Genomic DNA, 17,010 nt, shown 5'->3' on the forward strand with positions numbered 1-17,010 from the left:
ACCGGGCCCATGCGCACGTCGGTCCGGAGCACCCGTCGTGGTGTGCCCCTGTGGCTGTACCTCCTCGCGCTGGTGCTCGTCCCCCAGGTCGGGGTCGGGGTGCTGACCGCCGCCGTCGTGGTGCACCAGCAGGAAGAGGTCGACGGCGCCCTGCGCGCCGAGCAGGCGGTGCGGGCGCTGGCCCAGCTCGACGCCGCCCGCAACGGCGTCGAGCACGAGATCGTCCCGGCGCTGGCGCGGACGGTCGTCGACGACCCCGCGGTGGCGGCGTCCCTGGGCGTCCCCGCGTCCGCCGCCGAGGCGGTGGCCGAGGACATGCGCCGGGCCGTGACCGAGTCGCGGGCGGTCACCGACGTGGCCACGGCGGCGCTGCCGGCGGCCGTGGCCACCTCCGAGCCGGTGGTCCGGGCCCTGGAGGAGCTGGCGGTCCTGCGCGCCGCGGTCGACGCCGGCGACCACGCCATCGAGGACGTCTACTTCGACTACGTCGACGTGTCGAACACGCTCGCCCGGGCGCAGGACCGCGCCGCCACCGACGCCGCCTCCGAGGAGGTGCCGCCGGCGACCCTGCGGGCCACCCGCGACGTGGAGATCGTCTCGGCCCTCGCGCAGGCCTCCGCGCGGCTCCTCCCGCTCTTCCTCGCCTCCCAGCTCGACGCCGGAGAGCTGTCGGCCGGGTCCCGGCTGGCCGGGGAGTCGGCGTGGCTGGCCTACGAGGACGCCCAGCGCCGGATGGCCGACCTCTCCCAGCCCGCGCTCGTCGCGGCCTGGGAGCGCACCCGGTCCGCCTCGCTGATGACCGAACTGGACGGCCTGCTGGCCGCGCAGGCCGACCGGACGCTGCCCCGCCTCGGCGTGGACCAGCTGGTGGTCCTGCTGACCCAGGGGCCGGAGCGGGACGCGCTGCTCGGCGTGCTCGTGGACGACGCCGTCACCAGCGCCCGGTCCCTGGCCGCCGCCGACGCCGAGCACGCGCAGGACGGGGTGGAGACGGCGCTGCAGCTGGGCGTCGGGATCCTCGTCCTCGGCTGTGCCGCGGCGGCCTGGGTGGGACTGCGCCTGGGCCGGGCCCTCGGCGGGATCGCCGAGCAGGCCGGGCGGATCAGCGAGGGACGGCTGGTCGACGTCCCGGTCGCCGGCCCGCGCGAGGTGCGGACCGTCTCCGCCGCGCTGCGGTCCACCGTGGCCAGCCTGCGCCGGGTGCAGGACCAGGCCGCCGCCGTCGCCGGCGGGCACCTGGACGACGCCGTCCTCGACCAGCCGCTGCCCGGTCCCCTCGGCGAGGTCGTCCACGCCTCGGTCCAGCAGATCGTCACCTCCGTCCGCGAGCGCGAGGAGCTGCAGCGGGCACTCGCCCACCGGGCCAGCCACGACCCGCTCACCGAGCTCCTCAACCGGGCCGAGGCCCGCACCGTCGTCACCCGGGCGCTGCACCGGGCCCGGCGCTCCGGCGACGCCACCGGGCTGCTGTTCGTGGACCTCGACGGGTTCAAGGCCGTGAACGACCGGCACGGGCACGCCTGCGGCGACGACGTCCTGCGGGCCACGGCGGCCCGCATGCGGTCGTCGGTCCGCGCCGGCGACACCGTGTTCCGGCTCGGCGGGGACGAGTTCGTCGTCCTGGTGGAGCGGGTGACCGACGAGCAGGAGCTCCTCGCGCTGGCCGAGCGGCTCATCACCGCGGTCAGCGGGCCGATCGACCTCGCCGGCACGCAGGTGCGCGTCGGCGCGAGCGTCGGCATCGCGATCAGCCGCGACGGGTGCACCGACGCCGACGCCCTCCTCGCCGAGGCCGACACCGCCGGCTACCGCGCCAAGGCCGCCGGCCGCGGCCGCGCGGAGGTCTTCGACGACGGCCTGCGCCGGCAGCTGGCCGAGCGCGCGCGGCTGGAGGCCGAGATCGCCGCCGGTCTCGCGGCGGGGGAGATGCGGCTGCACTACCAGCCGGTGGTCGACCTGGCCGACGGCTCGGTCGCGGGGTTCGAGGCGCTCGTCCGCTGGGAGCGGCCCGGGATCGGCCTGGTCCCGCCGGACCGGTTCGTGCCCGTCGCCGAGGAGTCCGCGCTGGTCTGCGAGCTCGACCGCTGGGTGCTGTGCGAGGCGACCCGGCAGCTCGCGGAGTGGCGGCGCTCGGCCGGCACCGACGGGCCGGGGCCGACCGTCGCGGTCAACGTCTCCGGCCGGCACCTGGCCGAGCCCCGCGTCGTCGAGGACGTCGCCGACGCCCTCGCCGCCTCCGGGTTGCCGCCCCACCTGCTGGTCGTGGAGGTCACCGAGACCGTCCTGGTGAGCGGGCCCGCCGCCTTCGAGCACCTCGCGGCGCTGCGGCGGATGGGCGTCGTCGTCGCCATCGACGACTTCGGCACCGGCTACACCTCGATCCGGCAGCTGCGGCACATGCCCGTGGACACGCTCAAGATCGACCGCAGCTTCGTCGCGGCCGCCGACCACGGCTCGGTGGAGCTGGTGTCGCTCATGGTCAGCGCGGCCCACATGAGCGGCCTCACGGTCGTCGCCGAGGGCGTCGAGGAGCCCGAGCAGCTCGCCCGGCTGCGCGCCGAGGGGTGCGACCACGCGCAGGGCTACCTGCTGCACCGGCCGATGCCGGCGGACGCGGCGGGCGCGCTGCTCGGCGCCGTCCCCGCCGCGCTGCCGGTCTGACCCGTGGCGCGCCGCGCGGCGTCGCGTGTTGACGGCGGTGCGCCCGGGCGGCACCTTCTGCTCGGCGAACCGGACCCCGTCGGGCGTCCGCCCGAACGACAGGTGGCCCCAGCGTGCGCGTGCGTCCGACGATCCTGGCCGCAGCCGTGGCGGCGCTCGCCGCGCTGACCGCCTGCACCAGCTCGGTGGCCGGCGTCGGCACGCCTGCCGGGGGGCTGCGGATGGACGCGACCGACGCCGACCTCGTCGTCGGCCTGGCCGAGGACGGCGACGAGACCGACCGGATCGCCCGCAACGCCCTCGCCGACGTCCTGGACTACTGGACGGCGACCTTCCCCGAGGTCTACGGCGAGGAGTTCGGGGAGGTCGAGGGCGGCTTCTGGTCGATCGACCCCGACGAGACCGACGAGGACGACCTGCCCGACAGCCCCTGCTTCGACTCGCTCGACGAGCTGGAGGGCAACGCCTTCTACTGCTACGGCGACGACCGCGTCTTCTACGACCGGGCGTGGATGGAGGGCCTGGCCGAGGAGTACGGGCCGTTCGTGATCGCCGAGATCATGGCGCACGAGATGGGGCACGCCGTCCAGGGCCACGCCGACCTGGACGACCCCTCGATCGTCGCCGAGACCCAGGCCGAGTGCTTCGCCGGCGCCTGGACGCAGTGGGTCGTCCAGGGCAACTCGCAGCACTTCGTCGTCCGCCCGTCGGAGCTGGACCGGTACCTGCTCGGCTACCTGTACTTCGGCGACCCGGCCGGCAGCGACCCCGACGACCCCAGCGCGCACGGCTCCCTGTTCGACCAGCTGTCGGCGTTCCAGGAGGGCTACGCCGACGGGCCGCAGGCCTGCGCGGCCTTCGACGAGGACCGGCTGTACACGCTGGAGCCCTTCGAGCCCGAGGAGGAGGACACCGGCGGCAACCAGTCCTACGAGGACTCGGTGGTCTCCGCCGAGGAGGTGCTCGACGCGTTCTGGACCCAGGCGACCACGACCGGCTTCGCCGATGCCCCACCGGTGACCGCGGACCTGGCCCTGCCCGACGTCACCGCGGGGGAGGGGAGCGGGTCGGTCTGCACCGGGGAGGGGCCCGAGCTGGACCTGCAGTACTGCCCCGGCGACGGCACCGTCCGCTACGACGCCGACGGGCTGCTCGAGCCCGCGTACGACGAGATCGGCGACTACGCGGTGGACGCGCTGCTCGCCGTCCCCTACGCGCTGGCGGTGCGCGACCAGCTCGGGCTGCCGACCGAGGGGCCCGAGGCCCTCGCCGGCGCCGTCTGCACCGCCGGGTGGGTGGCGCGCGAGCTCGTCCGCGAGGACGTCGAGGACGCCCCGGTCGAGATCTCCCCCGGCGACGTCGACGAGGCCGCCGTCGTCCTGCTGCAGTACGGCGAGCAGGACACCGTGCTGCCCGGCTCGGACTCCAGCGGCTTCGAGCTGGTCGACTCGTTCCGCCAGGGCTTCGTCGGCGGCACCTGCGGTCTCTAGCCGCGGTCCCTAGTCCCGGTCCCTAGTCGCGGTCGAGGAACTCCTCGACCACCGGGGCCAGCGTCGGCGCCTCGGTGACCAGCGCCAGGTGACCGCCGCGGTACACGTGCACCTGCGCGTCGGGGAGCAGCCGTCCCATGATCCGGGCGTTGGCCACCGGGATGATGGGGTCGTCGTCCCCGGCGAGGACGAGGGTCGGCTGCCGGATGAGCCGCAGGAACGGCAGGCTGCTCCACCCGGTGCTCGACGCCAGCTGGTAGTAGTAGCCGCGCCGCGGGCCGATCCGGGTGGCCGCGTGCAGCACCCGCGCCGCGCGGTCGGGGTCCGAGCGCATCGTGCCGCCGTACAGGTCGCCGGCGATCGACCGCGCGTACTCCGGGTCCCGGTGCCGGCGCGGGGTGAGCATCCGGCCGAGCACGCGCGGGGAGCCGGGCACCATCAGCGTCCCCGTGCCGGTGGCGGCCAGGACCAGCCGCCGGCACCGCCGCCGGTGCTGGACGGCGAAGTGCTGCGCCAGCCCGCCGCCCCACGACAGCCCCAGGACGTCGACCGGCCGGTCGTACCCGAGCCGCGACAGCACCCCCGCGAGGACCGGCGTCAGCGTCCCCAGCACGTAGGGCACCACGGGCCGCGGCGAGCCGCCGACCCCCGGGACGTCGAAGCGGACCACGGTCCGCCGCGGCGAGAGCGCGTCGACGAACGGCTGGAGCACCTCGAGGCTCGCGCCGATGCCGTTCATCAGCAGCAGCGGCGGCACGTCCTCGTCGGTGCCGGCGCGGACGGCCACGCGCAGGGTCCGGCCGGCGGCGGTGACCGTCCGGACCGTCTCGGGAGCGCGGGCGTCGCTCGCGTCAGGTCTCATGCACGTAGCTCCCGGGAGCGTCCTGCAGGGGCGGGTGGGCGGCCGAGCCGAGGCGCTCCGGGGCCGGCACCTCCGGACCGCAGCGCTCGCCGAGCCAGGCGGCGAAGTCCGGCCACCACGAGCCCTTCACCTTCTCGGCCGAGGCCAGCCACCGCTCGGGGTCGGGCGGCGTCTCCGCGGCCACCTGGAACGTCGACTTCGGGTTGGTCGGCGGGTTCACCAGTGAGGCGATGTGCCCGCTGGTGGAGAGGACGAAACGGCTGCGCCCGCCGAGCAGCTGCGTCGTCCGGTAGCAGGACTGCCAGGGGCACAGGTGGTCGGCGACGCCGGCGGTCACGTAGGTGTCGACGTCGACGGCCGACAGGTCCACCGGGGTGCCCAGCATCGTCGCCGTGCCGGGCCGGGTCAGCGCGTTCTGCACGGCGATCTGGATGAAGTCGCGGTGCAGCCCGGCGGTCATCCGGGTGGTGTCGGCGTTCCAGTAGAGGATGTCGAAGGCCGGTGGCGGCTTGCCCTGCAGGTAGTTGTTGACCCAGTAGTTCCACACCAGGTCGTTGGGCCGCAGCCAGGCGAACACCTCGGCGAGCATCGCGCCGTCGAGGTAGCCCTTCTCCCGCGACTTCTCCACCGCCTGCTGCACGGCCTCGGGGTCCATCAGCGCCGACACGGTCCCGGCCCGGGCCCAGTCGAGCACGGTGACGGCGAAGCTGGCCGCGGCGACCCGGTCCAGGCCCGTGGTGGCGGCCAGGTGCGCCAGGACCATCGAGGTGATGATCCCGCCGGAGCAGAACGCCTGGAGGGCCACCCGGTCGCTGCCGGTGACCTCCTCCGCGGCGGCCATCGCGTCGAGCACCGCCTGCCCGTAGTCGTCGATGCCCCAGTCGGCGTGCTCGGCGGTCGGGTTGCGCCAGCTGATCATGAAGACCTGCTGGCCGGCGCCCACGTAGTGCTCGACGATGCTGCGGCCGGGCGCGAGGTCGGTGATGTAGTACTTGTTGATCGTCGGCGGCACGACGACCAGCGGCACGGCGCGCACCCGCTCGGTCGTCGGCCGGTACTGGATGAGCTCGAAGACCGGCGTCCGGAGGACGACCGAGCCCGGCGTCACCGCGAGGTCCTCGCCGACGGTGAAGGCGTCGGGCTCGACCATCGACGGCACGCGCGGCGGCGAGGTGATGTCGGCGACGAGCCGGCGCAGCCCTTCGACGGCGTTCTTCCCGCCGGTGTCGATGACCGCCTTCCACATCAGCGGGTTGAGCGGCGGCACGTTGCTCGGGGCCAGCGCGTCGACCAGGTTGGTCAGCGAGAAGCGGATGCGCTCGTCGTCCTGCCAGTCGAGGTCGGCGTCGTCGACCAGGCCGACCGCCGCGCGGGCGGTGGCGATGTGGGCCTGCATCGCGCGGTGCAGCAGCGGGTTGCCCGTCCACGCCGGGTCGGCGAAGCGCTTGTCCTTGGGCGAGGCCTCGATGTCGCTGCGGCCGACGGCGATGCGGGCGAGGTCCTGCGCCAGCGTGCCGGCCCGGCGGGCCACCACGTCGGGCCGGCGGGCCAGGGAGGCCCCGAAGCGGACCGCTGTCCGCGCCGGCGGGAGCAGCCGGCGCAGCGGCCCCCGCGCGCCGTCCACGAGCACCATGTCCAGCCCGGTCATGGCCTCGGCGGCCGCCTCGGGGGCCCGGTCGGGACCGGTCTCGGTGCGCTCGCGCGTGGCCGCGGGCGCGGTCGTGGGCTCGCCGCGCGGGGACTCCGTGTCCCCGGCGGTGTCACGGGCGGTGTCGCGGGCGGTCGTGGTCATGCCGGCCTCCTCGAGGTGCTCGGTGGCAGCTGTGACCCCGACCACTCAACCAGAGTCGCGCAGCTCCGGCGCGGTGGCCGGGTGGCCCCGCCCGGACGCCGTCACGTCGGGCACACTCGCAGGCGTGCGGCACCGGCGCCGCCCACGTGCGGAGGAGTTCTGCGATGACCGTGACCGACCGGTCCACCCCGACCCCGCTGCCCGCGGCGGCCGCCGACACCGACGCCGCCGGCCGGCAGCTGCGGATGGCCACGCCGCCGGTCTTCGGCTCCGTCGAGGAGGAGCGCGCGCACCGTAAGGCCAAGCTGGCCGCGGCGTTCCGGATGTTCAGCAGGGCGGGGCTCGACGAGGGCGTGGCCGGGCACATCACCGTCCGCGACCCCGAGGCGCCCGACACGTTCTGGGTGAACCCCTTCGGGATGCACTTCAGCATGATCCGCAGCAGCGACCTGGTCCGGGTCGACGAGGACGGCGAGGTCGTCGAGGGCGACCGGGCGGTCAACGGCGCGGCGATCGCCATCCACACCGCGGTGCACGCCGCCCGCCCCGACGTCCTGGCCGCCGCGCACGCCCACGGCCCCTACGGCAAGACGCTGTCCTGCCTGGACATGACGATCGAGCCGCTCACCCAGGACTCCTGCGCGTTCTACGAGGACATCGGGGTGCACGACAGCTACTCCGGCGTCGTGCTCGACCCCGAGGAGGGCCGCCGGATCGGCGCCGCGCTCGGGCAGCACAAGGCCGTGATCCTGCGCAACCACGGCATGCTGACCGTCGGCACCTCGGTCGACAGCGCGGCCTGGTGGTTCCTCACGCTCGAGCGCACCGCCCAGGCCCAGCTCACCGCCTACGCCGCGGCCGCCGGGCTGGGCACCCCGCCGCGGCGGATCGGGCACGAGGAGGCCACGGTCACCCGCGGGCAGGTCGGCTACGAGTTCGCCGGCTGGTTCCAGTTCCAGCCCATCTGGGAGCGGATCAGCCGCGACCAGCCCGACCTCTTCGAGTAGGACGCCGCCGCCGGCCCGTCGCTCGGGTGCCCGGGTGGCCACTCGACGAGTGAGCTCCCGAAGCGTTGGCCGTCACCGGCCGATCGGCTCCCGGAGCCGGCCGGCAGAGGGACGACGCTCCGGCGCCAGGCGCGTGCCGGGCTGCGGTCGTGCACTCCGCCACCTGACGGACCCGTCGTGCGGTGGAGGAGTGCACGGTCGTGACCGCAGGGCGGCTCAGACCAGCGCGCTCTCGCCGGTGACGGCGCGGCCGACGATGAGGCTGTTCACCTCGCGGGTGCCCTCGTAGGAGTAGATGGCCTCGGCGTCGGCGACGTACCGGCCGACGTGGTTCTCCAGCAGGATCCCGTTGCCGCCCATCAGCTCCCGGGCCCAGCCGACGGTCTCGCGCATGCGCATGGTGCTGTACGCCTTCGCCATCGAGGCGTGCTCGTCCTTGAGCATCCCGCAGTCCTGCAGCTGCGAGGCCCGGGCGCACAGCGTGGCCGAGGCGGTGATGTTGCCGAGCATCCGGAACAGCAGGTCCTGCACCAGCTGGAAGCTCGTGATCGGCTTGCCGAACTGCTGCCGGCCCTCGGCGTAGCGCAGCGCGTGCTCGTAGGCGCCGCGCGAGCACCCGACCGCCGACCAGGCCACGCTCACCCGCGTCGCCCGGAGCACCTGCGCGGTGTCGCGGAAGGAGTTCGCGCCCTGCAGCCGGTCGGTCTCCGGCACCCGGACGCCGTCCAGGGTGATGTGCGCGTTCTGCACCGCCCGCAGCGCGATCTTGTCCTTCAGGTCGACGGCGGAGAACCCCGGCGCCCCCTTCTCGACGACGAAGCCGAGCACCTGGTCGGTCTCCTCGTCCCGCGCCCAGATGATCACCAGGTCGGCGAAGCTGCCGTTGCCGATCCACTTCTTCGCGCCGGTCAGCACCCACTCGTCGCCCTCGCGGCGGGCCGTCGTCTGCAGGCCGCGGGCGACGTCGGAACCGTGGTCGGGCTCGGTCAGGCCGAAGGCGCCGATCAGCTCCATGCGGGACATCGCCGGCAGCCAGCGCTCCTTCTGCTCCTCGGAGCCGCACAGGTGCACCGTGCCCATGGCCAGGCCGCCGTGGACGCCCATGAACGTGGCGATCGACGGGTCGCCGCGGGAGAACTCCATCGCGACCATCCCGTCGAACAGCGCCGACCGGCCGGGGGAGCCGTACCCGGAGTACTGCGCGCCGGCGACGCCGAGCTCGGCCAGGCCCGGGACGAGCTCGTGCGGGAACTCCCCGCGGGTCCAGAAGTCGTTGATGACCGGCTCGACCCGCTCGTCCATGAACGCCCGCACGCGGTGCAGCACCTCGCGGTCCGCGTCGTCCAGCAGCGCCTCGAGCTCGTAGAAGTCCGACGTCACGGGCGGGGTCATCGTGCCTCCTCGGGCCGCGGTCTCCGTCGTCCGCGGGCGCAGGGCCTACCCGCGCGGGCGGGACGGGCAACCCGGGCGCCCGCGTGGCATGCCGCACGACGCCGCGGGGAAGAGGGGGACGGATCCGTCCCGCATCGAGAGGTCGTCCCCGTGCCCCGTTCCATCGCCGACCAGACCGAGGCCGACCTCGGCGGCCCCGGCAGCGTCCTGACCCGGCAGCGCCGCGAGCACGTCCGGCTCGACGAGCTGCTGCACGAGCTCGACGGCAGCACCGGCCGCGAGCAGGAGGAGGTGCTGCAGCGCATCGACCGGCTGGTCTTCGCGCACGCCTTCGCCGAGGAGGCGGTGCTGTGGCCCGCCGTCCGCCGGGTGCTGCCCGACGGCGAGGAGCTCACCCTGCGCATCGAGGAGGAGCACCAGGAGGTCAACGAACTCGTGGCGGCGCTCGAGGAGGGCGGCCTGGACGACCCGCAGCGGCCGGCGCGCCTGGCCCGCCTGGTGCAGGTGCTGCGCGAGGACGTCCGGGACGAGGAGGACGTGCTGCTGCCGCGGCTGCAGGAGCGGCTCGACCCGCACGAGCTGCGCCGGCTGGGCCGGCAGTGGGAGCTGGTGCGGCGGATCTCGCCCACCCGCCCGCACCCCACCGTGGCGCGCCGTCCGCCGGGCAACGCGCTGTCGGCGCTGCCGCTGTCGGTGCTCGACCGCACGCGGGACTGGGTCGACGCCGGCGTCCGCCGGGCACCGGAGCGGCTGGCGCCGGTCGGTGAGGCGGTCAGCCGTGGGCTGGCGGGGGTGGCCGCGCTGGTGGAGCGCACACCGCCGGCCCGGCACGGCGACCGCCCGCCCACCTCCCGCTGACCGGAGTGGGGGGGGGGGGGGGGGGGGGGGGGGGGGGGGGGGGGGGGGGGGGGGGGGGGGGGGGGGGGGGGGGGGGGGGGGGGGGGGGGGGGGGGGCCGCGGGCGCGGCGGGGGGGGCCCCCCCCGCGGCCCCCCCCCCCCCCCCCCCCCCCCCCCCCCCCCCCCCCCCCCCCCCCCCCGCCCCCCCCCCCCCCCCCCCCCCCCCCCCCCCCCCCCCCCGACTCCGTGCACGAGGAGAGGCCCGGCCCCCGCGGGGGACCGGGCCTCTCCTCGTGTGCCGCGGCGGCTAGTTCGTCTGGCGCGGCTTGGGCTCGGCGCGGGCGTCGAGCTGGATCTCCTTGTGGGCCTCCGGCACGCCCTCCTTGAGCTCCTTGGTCCGCTCGAGCTCGGCGTCGAGCTCGATGCCGAACAGCAGCGACAGGTTGATCAGCCAGAACCAGATCAGGAAGATCACGACGCCGGCCAGCGCGCCGTAGGTCTTGTTGTAGCTGCCGAAGTTGCTGACGTAGAACGCGAACGCGGCCGAGGCCACGACGGCGACGAGGATCGCGACGCCCGCGCCGGGGCTCACCCACTTGAAGCCACGCAGCTTCGCGTTCGGGGTGGCGTAGTAGAGGATCGCGATCATCAGGGCCAGCAGGACCACCATCACCGGCCACTTGACGACGTTCCACACCGTCAGCGTGGTGTCGCCCAGCCCGATGGCGCTGCCCACGGCCTCCACGACCGGGCCGCTGAGCACCAGCATCGCGACGATGAGCGCGGCGAAGAGGACGCCGATCAGCGTGATCAGCAGCTGGAGCGGCTTGAGCTTCCAGATCTTGCGGCCCTCGGGCGTCTCGTAGACCACGTTGGCCGCCCGGGTGAAGGCGCCGACGTAGCCGGAGGCCGACCAGATGGCGGCGGCGAGACCGATGACCAGCCCGAAGCCGGCCGTGCTCGTGTTGCCGGCGATCTGCTCGATCACGGGGTTGAGCGTGTCGGCCGCGTCGGCCGGGACGACCGCGGTGAGGGCGTCGGAGAGCTGCCGCGGGTCGGTCAGCAGACCGACGATCGACAGCAGGGCGATGATCGCGGGGAACAGCGCGAGGACGCCGTAGTACGTCAGTGACGCAGCACGGTCGGTGAGCTGGTCCTCGCTGAACTCCTTCACCGTGCGCTTGATCGTGCCCATCGTGGTGGGCGCCGTGTCCGCGCCGCGGGGGGCGTTGTCGAACCGGGTCGAGTTGACCTTGTCGTCGTGGGGTGCCGGGTCGCCGGCGACGTTGCCGGAGAAGCGGGTGTCCTTCGCAGCGGTGCCGCTGCTGCGGGAGCCGGTGGATCGGGCCATCGGAGTCCTCCGGTCGGGGCGTTTACAGCGTTCTCCGTCCCCGGTGCCCCGGACGGCGCCGTTCCATTCGCCGCGCCGGGGTGTCGTGACCCGTCCGCGATCAGCGCAGGCCGCTCACCGGGGACCACTCGCCCGACCCCGCGGTGGCCTGCTCGACGTCGGCCAGGGGGTCCGGCCCACCGGCCGGCCGCCCCCGCCCGCGCAGCATCGCGACGAGGCTGACCAGGGCGACGACCAGTGCCGCGGCGACGCCGATCAGGCACACGAGCGTGAACGCCGACGCCCGGGGCAGCCCGGTCGCCGGGTCGGTGCCGGCGGTCAGCAGCGCCACGGTCAGGGCGCTCCCCACCGCCTGGCCGACCGACCGGGTGATCGAGTTGACGGCGTTGGCCACCCCGGTCTCGCTCGGCCGCACCGCCTGGACGACGAGCGTCGGGAGCGCGGCGTAGGCGACGGTCACCCAGACCTGGGTCAGCAGCCCGCCGGCCACCACCCCGGCCGGCGCGCCGCGCAGGAGGGCCAGCAACCCGAAGCCGACCAGCCCCGCCAGCCCGCCGGCCAGCAGGGTGGGCAGCGCGCCGATCCGCGCGACGACCCGGCCGGCCAGCGGCGCGAGCACGATGCCGGCGACACCGCCCGGCAGCAGGTAGACCACCGCCGCCTCGAGCACCGACGCCCCGAAGCCGTAGCCGGCCACCTCCGCCGGCGTCTGCACGTACTGCATGACGGCGATGAAGGACACGAACAGGCCCAGGCCGGTCATCAGCCCGGCCACGTTGGGGGCCAGCGTCCGCGGGTCGGTGAGCAGCGCCGGCCGGACGAGCGGGTCCCGGCGCCGGCGCTGCAGGACCACCCACCCGGCGAGGACGGCGACCGCGCCGGCCGCGCAGGCGAGCGTCGGGACCGACGTCCACCCCCAGGCGTTGCCCTGCGACACCGGCAGCAGGAGCAGCACCAGGCCGGCGCCGAGCGTGGCCGCGCCCCACCAGTCGACGGTGCCGGAGGCGGTCGGGGGACGGCGGGGCAGCACCAGCGCGGCCATGACCAGGGTCAGCAGCGCGACGGCCAGCCCGATCCAGAACGCGTCCCGGTAGCTGCCCGAGCCGCGGGAGAGCAGGCCGGTCGCGACCAGCCCGACCACGCCGCCCACCGCCAGCGTGCTGCTCACCACCGACATCGCGACGCTGAGCCGCTCGCCGGGCAGCTCCCGGCGCAGCACGCTGATCGCGAGCGGGAACAGGCCGTAGGAGGTCCCCTGGAGCGCACGGCCGGCCAGCAGCAGCGGCAGCGAGGTCGCCACCAGCGTCAGCACGGTGCCCGCCGCGACCACGGCGAGGATCCCGAGGAACACCGGCCGCTCGCCACGGGTGTCCCCGAGCCGGCCCAGCACCGGCGTCGAGACGGCCGCGGCGAGCAGGTTCGCCGTCAGCACCCAGCCGGCGGCGGCCGCCGAGACCCCGAGCTCCTCGGCGATGGTCCCCAGCAGCGGCACGACCAGGCTCTGCAGGAGCGAGAGCGTGGTCACTGCGAGTGCGAGCGTCAGCACGAGCGGGCCGTGACGCGCCGGACGGGCGGGACCCGCCGGAACCGGACGCGGAGTCGCGGGTGGGTGCGTCACCCCAGGATCAGAGCACGCCGTCGCGGAGGTCCGCCGGGCCGGCCGGGCCTGTGAATCGCATCACCAGGAGTCAGGAAGTGATCACGTATCGACGATTGAGAGGTAGATCCACGGGCAACACAGGTCCCGACGACATGCCGCCCCGCGCACCTGGCGGGCCGGCGGAGAGTACGACAGGGGGAAGTCCTCGATGATGTTCTGGCCGGCCGTGACCCTCCTCGGGTTCCTGGTCCTGACCGGACTGGTGATCGTGATGGGGTCCTCCAGCACCGCCCGCTACGAGCGCGAGCAGCGCGCCGCGCAGGCCGTCCGGTCCGCCGCGACGACCGCTGCGGAGCCGGTGCCGGCGACCGCCGTCAGCGCCTGACCCGGGCCGGCGCCCGCCGGCTCGCACCCACCGCGCCCCGCCGCTCCTCGTGAGCCGCGGGGCGCGGGTGTGTCACAGCCAGCGCTCGTCGGTGTCGAGCACGGTCCGGTCGAGCGACTCCAGCAGGTCCAGCTGGGTGTGCACCTTGGGCAGCTCGTAGCGGTGGAAGTAGCGGGCGGCGGCGCGCTTGCCCTCGTGGAAGTCGCTGGTCTCCTCGCGGGTGGCCAGCGCCTGCTCCAGCCACAGCCAGGCGACGACGACGTGCCCGGCCGCCTCGAGGTAGGCGGTGGCGTTGGCCAGGGTGACCGCCGGGTCGCCGGCGCCCCACAGCGTGCCGGTCACCGCGCCGAGCCGGGTGACCGCCGCCTCCAGGTCCGCGGCGAAGCCGGCCCAGCCGGTGCGGGCGGCGCGCGCGGTGGTGGCGGTGATGGTCTCGCCGAGCAGCCGCAGCCCGGCGCCGCCCTGCATCAGCACCTTGCGGCCGAGCAGGTCCAGACCCTGGATGCCGTTGGTGCCCTCGTGGATCGGGTTCAGCCGGTTGTCCCGGTAGAACTGCTCGACGGGGTAGTCGCGGGTGTAGCCGTAGCCGCCGTGCACCTGGATGGCCAGGTCGTCGGCGACCGGCCCCCACTGCGAGGGCCAGGCCTTGGCGACGGGGGTCAGCATCTCCAGCAGCAGGTGGGCGCGGTCGCGGGCCTCGGGCGTCTCCGCGGTCTGCTCCTCGTCGACCAGCCGCGCGCAGTACAGACCCAGCGCCATGCCGCCCTCGGCGTAGGACTTCGCGGCGAGCAGCATCCGGCGGACGTCGGTGTGCTCGACGATCCGCACCGGCGGGCTGCTCGGGTCCTTGGCCGTGGGCGGGCGGCCCTGGGTGCGGGTGCGCGCGTACTCCAGCGCGTGCAGGTACCCGGTGTAGCCGAGCACGGTCGCGCCCATCCCGACGCCGATCCGCGCCTCGTTCATCATGTGGAACATGTAGGTGAGGCCGCGGTGCTCCTCCCCGACGAGGTACCCGACCGCGCCCGCCCGCCCGCCGGGGGTGTGCACGCCCTCGCCGAAGTTGAGCAGCGTGTTCGTCGTCCCCCGGTAGCCCATCTTGTGGTTGAGCCCGGCGAGGACGACGTCGTTGCGCTCGCCGAGGGCGCCGTCGGTGCCCACCAGGTACTTGGGGACGACGAACAGCGAGATGCCCTTCACGCCGGGGGGCCCGCCGGGGACCTTGGCGAGCACCAGGTGGACGATGTTCTCGGTCAGCTCGTGGTCGCCGCCGGAGATCCACATCTTGTTGCCGGTCAGCCGGTAGGTGCCGTCGTCCTGGCGCTCGGCGCGGGTGGTGATGTCGGCCAGCGAGGACCCGGCCTGCGGCTCCGACAGCGCCATCGTGCCGAACCAGCGGCCCTCGACCATCGGCGCCACGTAGGTGTCCACCTGCTCCTGGCTGCCGTGGGCGATGAGCAGCCGGGCGTTGGCCATGGTGAGGAACGGGTAGGCCGACGTCCCCACGTTCGCCGCCTTGAACCAGGCGAACACCGCCTGCCCGACGGTGTGCGGCAGCTGCATGCCGCCGAAGCGCTCGTCGAACTCGCTGGCCATCAGGCCCGCCTCGGCGAAGACGTCGAGGGCCTGCTTGACCTCGGGGATCATCTCCACCCGGCCGTCGACGAACCGGGGCTCGTTCTCGTCGGCCGTGCGGTTGTGCGGCGCGAAGTGCTCGGTGGCGATCTGCTCGGCCAGCTCGAGGACGGCGTCGAAGGTCTCGCGGGAGTGCTCGGCGTAGCGCTCCCGCTTCACCAGGCTCTCCACCTCGAGCCACTCGTGCAGCAGGAACTGCAGGTCCCGGCGGTTGAGGATCAGCGAGGACGCGGGCACGGGGGGCCTCCAGGAGCGCACGGCGACGGGCGGTACGCCTCACCGTAGGCCGGTTGCCCCGGCCGGTCTCGCGGGTAGGTGGGAACGACTCGTCCGCCAAGGGGGATCCATGCCCAACCCGCTCCTCGACCGTGCCGCCGACCTCGGTGGCGCCCTGCTCAGCCGTCTGCAGGGCCTGAAGCTGCCGGGCGTCGGCACCGCCTCGGTGTCCGACGATCCCGCGCGGGCCGCGCGGCGCTGGCGGGCGGTGACGGTGCTGTGCGCGCCGTCCGACGTCGACCCCGCCGCCCTGCCCGCGCCCCTGGCCGCGCTGGGGACGCTGGTCGAGGTCCGGGTCACGCCCGCGCCCGGCGACAAGGGCACCGAGATCGCCGCCCGCTACCGGGGGGAGGCCTCGGAGGAGGAGATCGGCCGGCTGCGGGCCGCGCTGCGCACCGCCAAGCAGCTGCTCGAGGTCGGCGAGGTGCTGCGGATGGACCCGCGCCCGCACGGCCACCGCGCGCAGACGCCGAACGGCCGGCTGCTCGACGGCGCGGTCGCGCGCGCCAAGAAGGAGGGCGTGCTGTGAAGGCGGTGACCTGGACCGGGGTCAACCAGCTGTCGGTGGAGGACGTCCCCGAGCCGCAGCTGCTCAACGACCACGACGTGATCCTGAGGGTGCGGCGGACGACGACCTGCGGCTCCGACCTGCACCTGCTGTCGGGCTACATCCCCTTCATGCGGGCCGGCGACGTGATCGGCCACGAGTTCATGGGCGAGGTCGTCGAGGTCGGCAAGGGGGTCCGGGAGCGGGAGGTGGGCGACCGGGTCGTCGTCGCCTCGTTCGTCTCCTGCGGCTCCTGCTGGTACTGCCGCCACGAGCTGTACTCGCTGTGCGACAACAGCAACCCCAACCCCGGGATCACCGAGGGGCTGTGGGGCCAGAGCGTCGGCGGCTGCATCGGCTACTCGCACGCCGTCGGCGGCTACGCCGGCAGCCACGCGGAGTACGTGCGGGTTCCCTTCGCCGACGTCGGCAGCTTCGTCGTCCCCGACGGCGTCTCCGACGACCGGGCGCTGTTCGCCTCCGACGCCGCCTCGACCGCCTTCACCGGGGTGGACCTCGGCGGCGTGCAGCCCGGCGACACCGTCGCGGTGTGGGGCGCCGGCGGGGTGGGGCAGATGGCGGCCCGGATCGCGGCCCTCGTCGGTGCCGAGCGCATCGTCGTGATCGACCGTCTCCCCGAGCGGCTGGAGCAGGCGCGCACGTACGCCGGGGCGGAGACCATCGACTACACGACCACCGACGTGGCCGCCGAGCTGCGTGAGCTCACCGGCGGCCGCGGGCCGGACGTGTGCATCGAGGCCGTGGGCATGGAGGCGCACAGCCCCGGCGTCCACGGCGCCTACGACCAGGTGAAGCAGCAGCTGCGGCTGCAGACCGACCGGCCGACCGCCGTCCGCGAGGCGGTCATGGCCTGCCGGAAGGGCGGCAGCGTGTTCACCCTCGGCGTCTTCGCGTCGATGGTGGACAAGTTCCCGCTCGGCGCCCTCATGAACAAGGGGCTGACCCTGCGCGGGGCGCAGGTGCACGGGCCCCGCTACATCCCGCGGCTGCTGGAGTGGATGGAGAGCGGGGAGCTGGTCACCGAGCACCTCGCCACGCACGTGATGCCGCTGGACGACGCGCCCCGCGGCTACGAGCTGTTCAAGGAGAAGCAGGACGGCTGCGTCCGCGCCGTCTTCGTGCCGTGACAGCGGCGCTGCGGCGCGACCCTGCGGACC

The 17,010-nt window shown here is 74.7% G+C and carries 13 protein-coding genes; 7 read left to right on the plus strand and 6 right to left on the minus strand.

Translation table 11 applies throughout. The features are described from left to right. Positions 1-42 precede the first annotated feature (42 nt). Together ACI8AX_RS16185 and ACI8AX_RS16190 are read left to right on the plus strand one after the other, a co-directional pair. The gene (locus tag ACI8AX_RS16185) at positions 43-2,661 is read left to right on the plus strand and encodes a putative bifunctional diguanylate cyclase/phosphodiesterase (protein WP_456550858.1); all 2,619 of its coding nucleotides are present in this window, start codon (positions 43-45) and stop codon (positions 2,659-2,661) included. Positions 2,662-2,774: 113 nt separating this feature from the next. After that, on the plus strand, positions 2,775-4,151 hold the full coding sequence (locus tag ACI8AX_RS16190; protein ID WP_456550859.1) for a neutral zinc metallopeptidase: 1,377 nt from the start codon (positions 2,775-2,777) through the stop codon (positions 4,149-4,151). Between the two features lie 22 nt (positions 4,152-4,173). Here ACI8AX_RS16190 and phaZ read toward each other — a convergent pair whose 3' ends face one another. Together phaZ and ACI8AX_RS16200 are read right to left on the minus strand one after the other, a co-directional pair. Further along, the gene (gene phaZ, locus ACI8AX_RS16195; RefSeq protein WP_456550860.1) at positions 4,174-5,013 is read right to left on the minus strand and encodes a poly(3-hydroxyalkanoate) depolymerase; all 840 of its coding nucleotides are present in this window, start codon (positions 5,011-5,013) and stop codon (positions 4,174-4,176) included. Then, on the minus strand, positions 5,003-6,805 hold the full coding sequence (locus ACI8AX_RS16200) for a PHA/PHB synthase family protein (protein WP_456550861.1): 1,803 nt from the start codon (positions 6,803-6,805) through the stop codon (positions 5,003-5,005). Before ACI8AX_RS16200 ends, phaZ begins: the two co-directional genes overlap by 11 nt. A gap of 164 nt (positions 6,806-6,969) precedes the next feature. Between ACI8AX_RS16200 and ACI8AX_RS16205 the strand changes: the two genes are divergently transcribed. Beyond that, the gene (locus ACI8AX_RS16205; RefSeq protein ID WP_456550862.1) at positions 6,970-7,812 is read left to right on the plus strand and encodes a class II aldolase/adducin family protein; all 843 of its coding nucleotides are present in this window, start codon (positions 6,970-6,972) and stop codon (positions 7,810-7,812) included. 216 nt (positions 7,813-8,028) lie between these two features. On the opposite strand, the gene ACI8AX_RS16210 is transcribed toward ACI8AX_RS16205, so the two are convergent. Beyond that, positions 8,029-9,204, minus strand: a complete 1,176-nt coding sequence (locus tag ACI8AX_RS16210; protein WP_456550863.1) for an acyl-CoA dehydrogenase family protein — start codon at positions 9,202-9,204, stop codon at positions 8,029-8,031. 150 nt (positions 9,205-9,354) lie between these two features. On the opposite strand from ACI8AX_RS16210, the gene ACI8AX_RS16215 reads away from it, so the two are divergent. Then, positions 9,355-10,062, plus strand: a complete 708-nt coding sequence (locus ACI8AX_RS16215) for a hemerythrin domain-containing protein (RefSeq protein ID WP_456550864.1) — start codon at positions 9,355-9,357, stop codon at positions 10,060-10,062. 286 nt (positions 10,063-10,348) lie between these two features. Here ACI8AX_RS16215 and ACI8AX_RS16220 read toward each other — a convergent pair whose 3' ends face one another. Together ACI8AX_RS16220 and ACI8AX_RS16225 are read right to left on the minus strand one after the other, a co-directional pair. Beyond that, complete coding sequence (locus ACI8AX_RS16220) at positions 10,349-11,392, minus strand: YihY/virulence factor BrkB family protein (RefSeq protein ID WP_456550865.1); 1,044 nt, start codon at positions 11,390-11,392, stop codon at positions 10,349-10,351. 100 nt (positions 11,393-11,492) lie between these two features. Next, on the minus strand, positions 11,493-12,917 hold the full coding sequence (locus ACI8AX_RS16225) for an MFS transporter (protein WP_456550866.1): 1,425 nt from the start codon (positions 12,915-12,917) through the stop codon (positions 11,493-11,495). A gap of 283 nt (positions 12,918-13,200) precedes the next feature. Here ACI8AX_RS16225 and ACI8AX_RS16230 point away from each other — a divergent pair, with 283 nt between their 5' ends. Further along, entirely contained in the window at positions 13,201-13,377 is a 177-nt protein-coding gene (locus ACI8AX_RS16230) for a hypothetical protein (RefSeq protein ID WP_456550867.1), read from the plus strand. A 72-nt stretch (positions 13,378-13,449) separates the two neighbouring features. On the opposite strand, the gene ACI8AX_RS16235 is transcribed toward ACI8AX_RS16230, so the two are convergent. Next, entirely contained in the window at positions 13,450-15,246 is a 1,797-nt protein-coding gene (locus tag ACI8AX_RS16235; RefSeq protein ID WP_456550868.1) for an acyl-CoA dehydrogenase, read from the minus strand. Between the two features lie 109 nt (positions 15,247-15,355). On the opposite strand from ACI8AX_RS16235, the gene ACI8AX_RS16240 reads away from it, so the two are divergent. Further along, positions 15,356-15,814, plus strand: a complete 459-nt coding sequence (locus ACI8AX_RS16240) for a hypothetical protein (protein WP_456550869.1) — start codon at positions 15,356-15,358, stop codon at positions 15,812-15,814. Then, complete coding sequence (locus ACI8AX_RS16245; protein WP_456550870.1) at positions 15,811-16,980, plus strand: zinc-dependent alcohol dehydrogenase; 1,170 nt, start codon at positions 15,811-15,813, stop codon at positions 16,978-16,980. Before ACI8AX_RS16240 ends, ACI8AX_RS16245 begins: the two co-directional genes overlap by 4 nt. Positions 16,981-17,010 lie beyond the last annotated feature (30 nt).

It is taken from the genome of Blastococcus sp. SYSU D00813 (assembly GCF_054050735.1).

Coding starts and splice junctions, on each gene's coding strand:
- ACI8AX_RS16220 (WP_456550865.1), bottom strand. CDS start 11,392: ATGGCCCGATCCACCGGCTCCCGCAGCAGCGGCACCGCTGCGAAGGAC.
- ACI8AX_RS16210 (WP_456550863.1), bottom strand. CDS start 9,204: ATGACCCCGCCCGTGACGTCGGACTTCTACGAGCTCGAGGCGCTGCTG.
- ACI8AX_RS16205 (WP_456550862.1), top strand. CDS start 6,970: ATGACCGTGACCGACCGGTCCACCCCGACCCCGCTGCCCGCGGCGGCC.
- ACI8AX_RS16200 (WP_456550861.1), bottom strand. CDS start 6,805: ATGACCACGACCGCCCGCGACACCGCCCGTGACACCGCCGGGGACACG.
- ACI8AX_RS16240 (WP_456550869.1), top strand. CDS start 15,356: ATGCCCAACCCGCTCCTCGACCGTGCCGCCGACCTCGGTGGCGCCCTG.
- ACI8AX_RS16230 (WP_456550867.1), top strand. CDS start 13,201: ATGATGTTCTGGCCGGCCGTGACCCTCCTCGGGTTCCTGGTCCTGACC.
- phaZ (WP_456550860.1), bottom strand. CDS start 5,013: ATGAGACCTGACGCGAGCGACGCCCGCGCTCCCGAGACGGTCCGGACG.